Below are 11,107 nucleotides of genomic sequence, written 5' to 3'. Positions count from 1 at the left end.
GTGGGGCCTGACCGACGACCCCACCGGCTTGCGGCGGTCGAGAGGCTAAGCGGGAGCGGCCGCTGGCTCTTCGGCGCCGATGTTCACCCGGTTGAGGCCTTCGAGCAGGGTGGCCTCGTAGATCTCGTCCGGGTCGAGCCTGCGCAGCTCCTCGACCAGGCAGTCCTTCACGTTGCGGCGCGCCAGCGCCACGCGGCGGTCGGGCTGCCCGGGCTGGCGCAGCGTGCCGACCTTGCCGTCCGGCCTGGTCAGCTCGACCGCGCCGGACTTGCGTTCCAGCACCACCGAGTTGATGCCCGGCGCGTTCTTGCGCGGCGGCACCCGGCGGACCGGGATCTTCAGGTACGCCGCCAGCCAGCCGGCCAGCAGGTCCGTCGACGGCGAATCGGTCGCACCGGCCACCGTGGCGCCGGTGACCTCCTCGTGCGGCGGCAAATCCAGCGCCGCGGCCAGGTAGGCGCGCCACTGGGTGAGCCGGGTCCACGCCAGGTCCGTGTCGCCCTCCGCGTAGGACAGGCGACGCTGCTCCAGCGCCCGTGTCGGGTCTGGGTCGGTCGCGGCGTCGGTGATCCGGCGGTGTGCCAGCTGCCCGATCGGGTCCTCGGCGGGCTTCTCCGGCGCCTCGGACGGCCACCAGGCCACCACCGGCGCGTCCGGCAGCAGCAACGGGATCACGCACGTCTCGCCGTGCTCCACCAGTTCGCCGTAGATCCGCAGGACGACGACCTCCGAGGCACCCGCGTCGCCGCCGACGCGGATCTGCGCGTCCAGCCGCGGCGCGGCCTCCCGGGCACCCCTGGCCACCACGATCACGCGGCAGGGGTGCTCACGGCTGGCCTCGTTGGCCGCGTCGATGGCCTCCTCGGTCTTCTCCCCGTCGTCGGTGACGATCACCAGGGTCAGCACGCGGCCCAACGCGACCGCGCCACCCTGCTGACGGAGCTCGACGATCTTGGCGTTCACCTTCGCCGTGTTCGTCGTGGGCATGTCGATGATCACGGGTGCCTCCACGTCCGGCCGGTGCGGGCGAGCATCTTGTCCGCCGACGGCGGGCCCCACTCACCCGGTGCGTACGGATCCGGCCTGCCCTGCTGCGACCAGAACTCCAGGATCGGGTCCAGGATCTCCCACGACCGCTCGATCTCGTCGGCCACCGGGAACAGCGACGGCTCACCCAGCAGCACGTCCAGGATCAGCCGCTCGTAGGCCTCCGGCGACGACTCGGTGAACGCCCGGCCGTAGCTGAAGTCCATCGTGACGTCCCGGACCTCCATCGTGGTGCCCGGCACCTTGGAGCCGAACCGGATGGTGATGCCCTCGTCCGGCTGGATCCGGATGACCACGGCGTTCTGGCCGAGCTCCTCGGTCGAGGTCTGGTCGAACGGCAGGTGCGGCGCCCGCTTGAACATCACCGCGATCTCGGTGACCCGGCGGCCCAGCCGCTTGCCCGTGCGCAGGTAGAACGGCACACCGGCCCAGCGGCGGGTGTTCACCTCGAGCGTGATCGCGGCGAACGTCTCGGTCTTGGAGTCGGGCGGGAACCCCTCCTCCTCCAGCAGGCCGGGCACCTTCTTGCCGCCCTGCCAGCCACCGGTGTACTGGCCGCGCGCGGTCGTCTCGGAGAACGGCTGCGCCGGCTTGGTCGCCGCCAGGACCTTGATCCGCTCGGTCCGCAGCGACTGCGGCGAGAACGACACCGGGTCCTCGATCGTGGTGAACGCCATCAGCTGCAACAGGTGGTTCTGGATGACGTCCCGCGCCGCGCCGATGCCGTCGTAGTACCCCGCGCGGCCGCCCAGACCGATGTCCTCGGCCATGGTGATCTGCACGTGGTCGACGTAGTTGGCGTTCCAGATGGGCTCGTACAGCTGGTTGGCGAACCGCAGCGCCAGGATGTTCTGCACGGTCTCCTTGCCGAGGTAGTGGTCGATGCGGAACACCGACTCCTCGGGGAAGACCTCGTTGACGATCTGGTTGAGCTCACGCGCGCTCTCCAGGTCGTGCCCGAACGGCTTCTCGATCACCACGCGGCGCCAGCTCTCACCGTCCTGGTGGGCCAGTCCGGAGCGCGCGAGCTGCTTGCACACAACCGGGAACGCGGCGGGCGGGATCGACAGGTAGAACGCGTGGTTGCCGCCGGTGCCGCGTTCCTCGTCCAGCTGCCGCACCGTCTCGGCGAGCCGGTCGAACGCCTCGTCGTCGTCGAAGGTGCCCTGCACGAACCGGATGCCCTCGGCCAGCCGGTCCCAGACCTCCTGGCGGAACGGGGTCCGCGCGTGCGCCTTGACCGCTTCGTAGACGACCTGCGCGAAGTCCTGGTTCTCCCACTCGCGGCGGGCGAACCCGGTCAGCGCGAAGCCCGGCGGCAGCAGGCCGCGGTTGGCCAGGTCGTAGATCGCCGGCATCAGCTTCTTGCGCGACAGGTCACCGGTGACGCCGAAGATCACCAGGCCGCACGGTCCGGCGATGCGCGGCAGACGCTTGTCCCGCGGGTCGCGTAGCGGGTTCTGCCATGTGCTCACGGCCGTTCAACCTCCTGCACGGCTTTCACGAGGTGGGCGAGGCCGGCGGCCCGGTCGGTCAGGTGCAGCCGCAGCACCGGACGGCCGCGCTGCTTGAGCACCTGCCCGTCGCCCAGTGCCTGCGCTCGCTGCAACACGCCCAGGGTGTACGGCCGGTCAGGCACTTCGAGGTCGTCCTGCACCGCACCGGTGATCTGCAGGAAGACCCCGTTCTGGTGGCCGCCCTTGTGGTACTGCCCGGTCGAGTGCAGGAACCTCGGTCCCCAGCCGAAGGTCGTCTGGAATCCGGTGCGCCTGGCCAGTTCGGACCGCAGCAGCGCCGCGGACGCGTCGTCCAGCCGGTCCAGGTAGGCCTGGACGGAGATGTAGCCGAACTCCGGCACCGAGGCCACAAAGGACCGCAGCACCTCGGTCAGCGACCCGCCTTCCGCGCCGTACACCTCGACCGGTCCGTCCACAAGCGACGGTGTCTCGTCCTGACCGGAGCCCGGCGGCTGGTCCAGCAGCGCCCGCGCCGCCTTCTTGGCGGCCTCGACGTCCGGCTGGTCGAACGGGTTGATGCCGAGCAACCGGCCGGCGATCGCGGTGGCGTACTCCCACAACAGGAACAGCCCGCCCAGCGAGCCCGAGGTGGACACCCGGGCGGCGCCTTCGGGGGTGCCGATCGCGGTCGCGGTGGCGTCGTCACCCGCGTCGGCGAAGCCCGGCGCGTCGACGCCTTCGGTCGCCACCGGCAGCAGGCCCGTGCCCTGCTTGCCGGTCGACTCCGCGATCAGCTGCTCCACCCAGTCGGGGAAGCCCTTCACACTGGTGTCGGTGTTGGCGAAGACCACCTTCTCGGCGCCCTCGGAGTGCCGTACGCCCAACGCGGCGCCCAGCACCAGCCCGGCGTTGGTGTCCTCGTCCTTGGCCAGCACCGCCGCCGCGGCGGCCGCCTCGTCCAGCAGGGTCGCGATGTCCGCGCCGGCCAGGCCGGACGGGACCAGGCCGAAAGCGGTCAACGCGGAGTACCGGCCGCCGACGTTCGGGTCGGCCAGGAACACCTTGCGGTAGCCCGCGTCCGCGGCCAGCTTCTCGAACGGCGAACCGGGGTCGGTCACCACCACGATCCGCGACGCGGCGTCGATGCCCTGCGCGCCGAAGGCCTTCTCGAAGATCCGGCGGTGGCTGTCGGTCTCGACCGTGCCACCGGACTTCGACGAGACCACGAGCACGGTCCGGGACAGGTCGCCGGCCAGCGCGTCGGCCACCTGCGCGGGGTCCGTGGTGTCCAGCACGACCAGCGGCACGCCCGCGGTCGCGGTGATCACCTCGGGCGCCAGCGAGGACCCGCCCATGCCGGCGAGCACGACCCGGTCGACGCCCTCGGAGTGCAGTTCGGCGCGCAACGCGTCGATCTGCGCGAGCAATGGCCGGGACGTCTCGTGCAGAGTGGTCCAGCCGAGGCGGATGGCCGCCTCGGACTCGGCCTCCGGACCCCACAGCGTGGCGTCCTGTGCGGCGATCCGGCTGGCGACCTTGTCGGCCACCAGCGTCCGCACCAGCGTCGCGGTCTCCTCCGCGAGCTTGTCGTCGACGATGTCGACGGAGATCTCGATCATGGGGAAATCTCAGCCCTTTGCTTTGCTCAGCTGGCCCGACACCGTCTCGAGCAGCTCGGTCCAGGACTTCTCGAACTTGTCGACGCCTTCGTCCTCGAGCACCTTGAACACGTCGTCCAGGTCGATTCCCAGGTCGCTCAGCGCGTCGAAGACCTCCTGCGCCTCCTCGGCCCGTCCGGTGACCTTGTCGCCGTCGATCTTGCCGTGGTCGGCCACGGCCTGCAGCGTCTTCTCCGGCATGGTGTTGACGACGTTCGGCGCGACCAGCTCGTCGACGTACTGGGTGTCCGGGTAGGACGGGTCCTTCACGCCGGTGGACGCCCACAGTGGACGCTGCGCGTGCGCGCCCGCGCCGGCCAGCGCCTTCCAGCGGTCGGTGCCGAACGCGTCGAGGTAGGCCTGGTAGGCCAGCCGCGCGTTGGCGATCGCGGCCTGGCCGCGCAGCGCCTTCGCGTCCTCGGTGCCCAGCTTGTCCAGCCGCTTGTCGATCTCGGTGTCCACACGCGACACGAAGAACGACGCGACGGAGTGGATCTGCGAGATGTCGTGCCCGTTGGCCTTGGCCTGCTCGATGCCCTCGATGAAGGCGTCCATCACGGCCTGGTAGCGCTCGATCGAGAAGATCAGCGTGACGTTCACGTTGATGCCCTCGGCCAGCACCTTGGTGATCGCGGGCAGGCCCGCGACCGTCGCCGGGATCTTGACCATCAGGTTCGGCCGGTCGACGGTCTTCCAGAGGTCCTTCGCCTCGGCGACGGTGCGCTCGGTGTCGTGCGCCAGCCGCGGGTCGACCTCGATGGACACCCGGCCGTCCACGCCGTTGGTGGCGGAGTGGACGTCCCGGAACACGTCGGCGGCGGTGCGCACGTCGGTCGTGGTGATCTCGCGGACGGTCGCGTCGACGTCCGCGCCACGGGCCGCGAGCTCGCGGACCTGCTCGTCGTAGGCCTCGCCCTTGCTCAGGGCGTTGGCGAAGATCGTCGGGTTGGTGGTGACCCCGGTGACGTTCCAGTCCCGGATCAAGTCGGCGAGGTTGCCGGTGTTCAGGCGTTCCCTGGACAGGTCGTCCAGCCAGATGGATACGCCCGAGCCGGTGAGCGCGGTCAGTTTCTGGTGTGTCACTTGCCTTCCTCCACTCGCTGCAGCGAGCGCCGTGCCGCGTCGACAACGGCCTCGGTCGTGAAACCGAACTCGCGGAACAAAGTCTGGTAATCGGCGGACGCGCCGTAGTGCTCGATCGAGATCGCCTCACCGGCGTCGCCGACGAAGCGGTGCCACGGCTGCGCGATGCCTGCCTCGACGGAGACACGAGCGCGGACCGACGGCGGGATCACCTGGTCGCGGTACGCCTGGTCCTGCGCGTCGAACCACTCCACACTCGGCATCGAGACCACACGTGTTGCAACGCCGTCGGCCTCGAGGACCTTCCGCGCGTCCACCGCGATCTGCAACTCCGACCCTGTGGCGATGAGCACTACCTGGGGGTTGCCGTCGGAGGCGTCCGCCAGCACGTACCCGCCCTTGGCGACGCCCTCGGCGTCGGTGCCTTCGAGGATCGGCAGGTTCTGCCTGGTCAGTGCGATACCGATCGGGCCGTGCGGCCGCTCGATCGCGGCCTTCCACGCCGCCGCGGTCTCGTTCGCGTCGCCGGGACGCAGCACGGTCAGGCCCGGGATGGCCCGCAGCGCCGCCAGGTGCTCGATCGGCTGGTGCGTCGGGCCGTCCTCGCCGAGCCCGATCGAGTCGTGCGTCCACACGTAGATCGCCGCGGTCTTCATCAGCGAACCGAGCCGGACCGCCGGCCGCATGTAGTCGCTGAACACGAGGAACGTACCGCCGTACGGACGGGTCGGGCCGTGCAGCGCGATACCGTTGAGGATCGCGCCCATCGCGTGCTCCCGCACACCGAAGTGCAGCGTCCGGCCGTAGGGCTGGGCGTTCCACTCCTTGGTGGCGATGGACGTCGGGCCGAACGAGTCCGCGCCCTTCATCGTGGTGTTGTTGCTCTCCGCCAGGTCGGCCGACCCGCCCCACAGCTCGGGCAGCACGTCGGCGACCGCGTTGAGCACCTCGTTGGAGGCCTTGCGGGTGGCGATGCCCTTCGGGTCCGGCTCCCACGACGGCAGCTTGGCGGCCCAGCCCTCCGGCAGCTCACGGGCGACGAGCCGGTCGAACAGCTCCTTGCGCTCCGGGTTGGCCTCGGCCCACGCGTCGAACTTCGGCTGCCACTCGGCCTTGGCCTGCTCGCCGCGCTTGACCACCGCCCGCGCGTGCGCCAGGACCTCCGGCTCGACGACGAACTTCTGCTCCGGGTCGAAGCCGAGGATCTTCTTGACCTCGGCGACCTCGTCCTCGCCCAGCGCGGCACCGTGCGCCTTGCCGGTGTTCATCTTGGTCGGGGCGGGGAAGCCGATGATCGTGCGCAGCAGGATGAAGGACGGGCGCGTGGTCTCGGCCTTGGCCCGCTCCAGCGCCTCGATGATGCCGGTGACGTTCTCGCCGCTCTCCACGACCTGGACGTGCCAGCCGTAGGCCTCGTAGCGCTTGGCGGTGTCCTCCGACAGCGCGATCGCGGTGTCGTCCTCGATGGAGATCTTGTTGTCGTCGTAGATCACCGTGAGGTTGCCCAGCTGCTGGGTCCCGGCCAGCGACGACGCCTCGGAGGTGATGCCCTCCTCGATGTCACCGTCGGACGCGATCACGTAGATCTGGTGGTCGAACGGGCTCTCGCCCTGCGGGGCGTCCGGGTCGAACAGGCCACGCTCGCGGCGGGCGGCCATCGCCATGCCGACCGCCGAGGCCAGGCCCTGGCCCAGCGGGCCGGTGGTGATCTCCACGCCGCGGGTGTGCCCGTGCTCGGGGTGGCCGGGGGTCTTGGAGCCCCACTTGCGCAACTGCTCGATGTCCTCGATCTCCAGGCCGTATCCGGACAGGAACAGCTGCAGGTACAGCGTGAGGCTGGAGTGACCCGCCGAGAGGACGAACCGGTCGCGGCCCACCCAGTCCGGGTCCGCCGGGTCGTGCCGCATGATGCGCTGGAACAGCGTGTAGGCCAGCGGCGCGAGGCTCATCGCGGTGCCCGGGTGGCCGTTGCCGGTGTTCTGCACGGCCTCGGCGGCGAGCACGCGGATCGTGTCGACCGCCCGCTTGTCGAGGTCCGTCCAGTCAGCCGGAACGTTTGCTGTGGTCAGGCGGGTGATGTCGTCTTTCGACACGGGCTTGTGCTCCCACTTCCCTTGCTCGTGCGGGAACACGTCTGGTGTCGTCGTGCCGAGCGAAACGGTGTTCCCGCTGGTTGTCCCTCGTCCCTCGTCTCAGCGTAGTCATCCCGCCGGTCCTTGCGAGCCGGGACGCGGCTGGACAGGGGTGTGTTCTTGCTTCATTCACGGACGAGACGGTTCCGGTGGTTCGGCTCACGTGTACCCGCCGCAGGTCTCCGTATGTAGCCCGTCTACTATTCCGTCCGTACCCGAACGGTTTTCAACCACTTCTAGGAGTGTCATGTCGCCGGTGTGCCTCGCGCAGGGAGCGCCGTGAGCATCACCGCTGACGCACCCACCACCACTCCGCGACGCACGATCAAGGATGTCGTCCGCGCATATGTCGCGTTGACCAAGCCGCGCATCATCGAGCAGTTGCTCGTCACCACTATCCCGGCCATGTTGCTCGCGCAGCGCGGTATTCCGTCACCTTGGCTGGTACTGGCCACCATGGTCGGCGGCACGCTGGCCGCGGGCAGTGCCGGCGCGTTGAACTGCGTCGTCGACGCCGACATCGACGCCGTGATGAAGCGCACGAGCGCCCGGCCGCTGGTCAAACACGAGGTCCCGGTCCGTAACGCGCTGGTCTTCGGCGTGATCCTCGGCGTGCTGTCCTGCGGTTTCCTGTGGCTCACCACGAACTGGGTGGCCGCGGTCCTGTGCGTCGGCGCGATTCTGTTCTACGTCTTCGTGTACACGATGCTGCTCAAGCGGCGCACGTCACAGAACATCGTCTGGGGCGGCATCGCGGGGTGCATGCCGGTGGTGATCGGCTGGGCGGCGGTCACCGGTGACGTGGGCTGGCCCGCGTTGGTGCTGTTCGGCGTGATCTTCTTCTGGACTCCGCCGCACTCGTGGGCGCTGGCGATGAAGTTCCGTGACGACTACGCCCGGGCCGGTGTGCCGATGCTGCCGGCGGTGGCCACACCTCGTCAGGTCTCGTTCCGGATCGTGCTCTACTCGTGGGCGATGGTCCTGTGCGGGTTGCTGCTCGTGCCCGCGACCAGCTGGATCTACGCGGTGGCCGCGGTGGTCCTCGGCGCGGTCTTCCTCGCCGCGGTGCACAAGCTGCACAACGTCTACCGGCGCGGTGGCGAGACGAATCCGATGAAGGTCTTCCACCTGTCGAACACCTACCTGTGCGCGGTGTTCGTGATGGTCGCGGTCGACTCCGCGATCGGCCTGCCGGTGACCAGCGTTTTCTGAAACATCGCGCCGTCTGTTCACAAACAGTGTGACGGTTACGACATCATCGGTCTGTACCTCTGACCCTGCAGTCAAGGAGGACAGCACCAATGAAGTTACGCACCAGCCTGGTCATGGCCGCCGCGGCGATCACCGGACTGACTTTCTCCGCCGTTCCGGCCCAGGCCGCGACCACCGTGGTCGCGTCGCAACTGGCGGTTCCGTGGGGCCTGGGTTTCCTGCCCGACGGCACGGCGGTGTTCACCGAACGCAACACGGCCAAGATCCGGCAACTGCGCGGCGGCGTCGTCTCGGACGTCCAGACGGTCCCCGGCGTCAGCGCACAGGGTGAAGGCGGTCTGCTCGGGCTCGCGGTCTCCCCGCAGTTCGCGCAGGACCAGACGGTCTTCATCTACTACACCACCGCCTCGGACAACCGGATCGCGCGAGTCGTGCTCGGGCAGGCGCCCCAGCCGATCGTGACCGGAATCCCCAAGGCGAACATCCACAACGGCGGACGGCTCGCGTTCGGCCCCGACGGCCTGCTCTACGCGGGCACCGGCGACGCGGCCAACTCGGCCAACTCGCAGAACCAGGCGTCACTCGCGGGCAAGATCCTGCGGATGACACCGGACGGACGCCCCGCACCCGGCAATCCGTTCAACTCGCTCGTGTACTCCCTCGGCCACCGCAACGTCCAGGGCCTGACCTGGTCGGCCGACGGCCGGTTGTTCTCCGCCGAACTCGGCCAGAACACGTGGGACGAGCTCAACCAGATCACCTCCGGCGGCAACTACGGCTGGCCGACGTGTGAGGGGCGCTGCAACAACCCCAGCTACGTCGATCCGCTGCAGGTGTGGTCGACGGCGCAGGCGTCCCCGAGCGGCATCGCCTTCTACAACAACAACCTCTACATGGCGGGGCTGCGCGGCCAGCGGATGTGGGTGATCCCGGTGACCGGCACCGGAGTCGGCACGCCGCGGGCGCTGTACCAGAACCAGTTCGGGCGGTTGCGCACGCCGGTCGCCGGCCCGGACGGCAACCTGTATTTCACCACCAGCAACCGTGACGGCCGGGGCTCACCGGTCGCCGCTGACGACCGGATCGTCCGCAGCGACGGGGCATAGCCTCCCACCCTCGTGAGTGTTTATCAGTGTTAGAACACCGATAAACACTCACGAGGGGTTACCTGGGTTCGGGCAGTCTCCAGTGCTGGGTTGTGCGCGGTAGGTTGACCCGCCATGGAGCTGATGCGCAGAATCGCCCGCTGGACGGCATCCCGCCCGTGGCTCACCAAAATCCGACCGGCCGTCGTGCGTATCGACAAGGTGCTGTACAAGCTGACGAAAGGCCGTATCACGCTGGTCGGCATCGCGGGGATGCCGTCGTTGACGCTGACGGTCACGGGCCGCAAAACCGGTGTGCCGCGCCAGATCTCGCTGCTGTACGTGCCGGACGGCGACGACGTTCTGCTCGTCGGATCCAACTGGGGCGGCCCGGGTCATCCTGTGTGGACGGTCAACATGATGGCCAACCCGGACGTGACCGTGAACATCAAGGGACGCACCCGGCGGATGAAGGCCCGGCTGCTGTCCGATGAGGAGCGTGAACAGATCTGGCCGCACCTGGTGCGCACGTGGCCGGTGTACAACTCCTACCAGTCCAGGACTTCGCGCAGGCTCAGGGTGTTCCGGCTGACGTCCCGCTGAACAGCCGACGTGGTGGCCGCACCGGGACATGCGCAGGCTCCCGGGACGAACGCCCCGGGAGCCTGCGGCTTCGATCGCGTCAGCTGACCTGCACGGCGTCGGTCACGAAGACCAGGGTTTCGTTCGGCTTGACCGGCGGCTTGCCCTGCGCGCCATAACCGAGGTCGGGAGGGATCACCAGTAGACGGCGGCCGTTTTGCTTCAGGCCCAGCAGGCCCTGTTCCCACCCCTGAATGACCTGGCCGCTGCCGACCTGCACTTCCAAGGGCTGCCCGCGGTCGAACGAGTTGTCCACGAGCTTCTTGTCCGACCAGGTCTGCAGCAGGTAGTTCGCCTGGATCGAGCTGCCGGTCTTGATCTCGGCGCCGGTGCCCGGCTTGAGGTCCTTGATCAGCAGTTGCTTCGGCGGCTGGCAGGTGGCCGGGATGGTGATCGTCGGCTTCTGGCCGAAGTCGCCGGTGACCTGGATGTCGTCGGCGGTGCACTCCGCGCCTGCCGGGTTCGTCGCTCCGGCCGTCGCCGTGGTCGCACTGGTGGTCGCCGTCGACCGCGCGCTCGTGGTGGACGGTGGCGGGGGAGTCGAGGTGCGGGTCGGGGACCCGGTGGAGGCCTGCTCGGAGTTGGCACAGGCGCTCAGCGTGGCCGCCGCCACCAGCGCCACGGAAACCATCGTGACCTTGCCTGCAATACGCATGGCGTCACCCTAGGCAACCGGGTCACGCACTGGTTCCATCGGGTGCCCGAGCCGTCGCGATGCGCCGGACGGTGAACATGAACATCCCCCGTTTTCCCGATTCCTAGTTCGTCGCGATGAGCGTACAGTAACTGCT

9 protein-coding genes are annotated in these 11,107 nt (G+C 69.0%); 3 read left to right on the top strand and 6 right to left on the bottom strand.

Annotated features, from left to right (window positions below):
* Positions 1-45: 45 nt before the first annotated feature.
* Genes opcA through tkt form a run of 5 tightly spaced genes read right to left on the bottom strand, consistent with a single transcriptional unit; the run spans position 46 to position 7,338 of the window.
* On the bottom strand, positions 46-999 hold the full coding sequence (gene opcA / locus GC106_RS07640; protein ID WP_173125924.1) for a glucose-6-phosphate dehydrogenase assembly protein OpcA: 954 nt from the start codon (positions 997-999) through the stop codon (positions 46-48).
* The gene (zwf, locus tag GC106_RS07635; protein ID WP_173125921.1) at positions 996-2,522 is read right to left on the bottom strand and encodes a glucose-6-phosphate dehydrogenase; all 1,527 of its coding nucleotides are present in this window, start codon (positions 2,520-2,522) and stop codon (positions 996-998) included. The genes opcA and zwf overlap by 4 nt, the downstream gene beginning before the upstream one ends.
* Entirely contained in the window at positions 2,519-4,123 is a 1,605-nt protein-coding gene (locus tag GC106_RS07630; RefSeq protein WP_173125918.1) for a phosphoglucose isomerase-related protein, read from the bottom strand. The genes zwf and GC106_RS07630 overlap by 4 nt, the downstream gene beginning before the upstream one ends.
* 9 nt (positions 4,124-4,132) lie before the next feature.
* Positions 4,133-5,245 carry a transaldolase gene (gene tal / locus GC106_RS07625; RefSeq protein ID WP_173125915.1) on the bottom strand — a complete coding sequence of 371 codons (1,113 nt, stop codon included), beginning with the start codon at positions 5,243-5,245 and terminating at the stop codon, positions 4,133-4,135.
* Positions 5,242-7,338, bottom strand: a complete 2,097-nt coding sequence (tkt, locus tag GC106_RS07620) for a transketolase (RefSeq protein ID WP_173125912.1) — start codon at positions 7,336-7,338, stop codon at positions 5,242-5,244. Before tkt ends, tal begins: the two co-directional genes overlap by 4 nt.
* Before the next feature lie 318 nt (positions 7,339-7,656).
* Between tkt and GC106_RS07615 the strand changes: the two genes are divergently transcribed.
* The 3 genes from GC106_RS07615 to GC106_RS07605 all read left to right on the top strand — a co-directional run bounded on the left by GC106_RS07615 (position 7,657) and on the right by GC106_RS07605 (position 10,277).
* Positions 7,657-8,589: a heme o synthase gene (locus tag GC106_RS07615; protein WP_173125909.1), complete on the top strand. Its 933-nt coding sequence runs from the start codon at positions 7,657-7,659 to the stop codon at positions 8,587-8,589.
* An 89-nt stretch (positions 8,590-8,678) separates the two neighbouring features.
* Positions 8,679-9,695, top strand: a complete 1,017-nt coding sequence (locus tag GC106_RS07610; RefSeq protein WP_173125906.1) for a PQQ-dependent sugar dehydrogenase — start codon at positions 8,679-8,681, stop codon at positions 9,693-9,695.
* 123 nt (positions 9,696-9,818) lie between these two features.
* Complete coding sequence (locus GC106_RS07605) at positions 9,819-10,277, top strand: nitroreductase family deazaflavin-dependent oxidoreductase (RefSeq protein WP_173125903.1); 459 nt, start codon at positions 9,819-9,821, stop codon at positions 10,275-10,277.
* 79 nt (positions 10,278-10,356) lie between these two features.
* On the opposite strand, the gene GC106_RS07600 is transcribed toward GC106_RS07605, so the two are convergent.
* Entirely contained in the window at positions 10,357-10,971 is a 615-nt protein-coding gene (locus GC106_RS07600; protein ID WP_173125900.1) for an FKBP-type peptidyl-prolyl cis-trans isomerase, read from the bottom strand.
* Between the last annotated feature and the right edge of the window lie 136 nt (positions 10,972-11,107).

Origin of the sequence: Kibdelosporangium persicum (assembly GCF_013280595.1) — a bacterium.
In the GTDB taxonomy this organism is placed as follows: domain Bacteria; phylum Actinomycetota; class Actinomycetes; order Mycobacteriales; family Pseudonocardiaceae; genus Kibdelosporangium; species Kibdelosporangium persicum.
Note: the sequence above shows the minus strand (reverse complement) of the source record. Positions and strands in the feature narration are given on the sequence as shown.

Bases quoted from the DNA above. Each gene is read 5' to 3' on its own strand.
- GC106_RS07630 (WP_173125918.1), bottom strand. From the start codon at position 4,123: ATGATCGAGATCTCCGTCGACATCGTCGACGACAAGCTCGCGGAGGAG.
- GC106_RS07610 (WP_173125906.1), top strand. From the start codon at position 8,679: ATGAAGTTACGCACCAGCCTGGTCATGGCCGCCGCGGCGATCACCGGA.
- GC106_RS07605 (WP_173125903.1), top strand. From the start codon at position 9,819: ATGCGCAGAATCGCCCGCTGGACGGCATCCCGCCCGTGGCTCACCAAA.
- GC106_RS07600 (WP_173125900.1), bottom strand. From the start codon at position 10,971: ATGCGTATTGCAGGCAAGGTCACGATGGTTTCCGTGGCGCTGGTGGCG.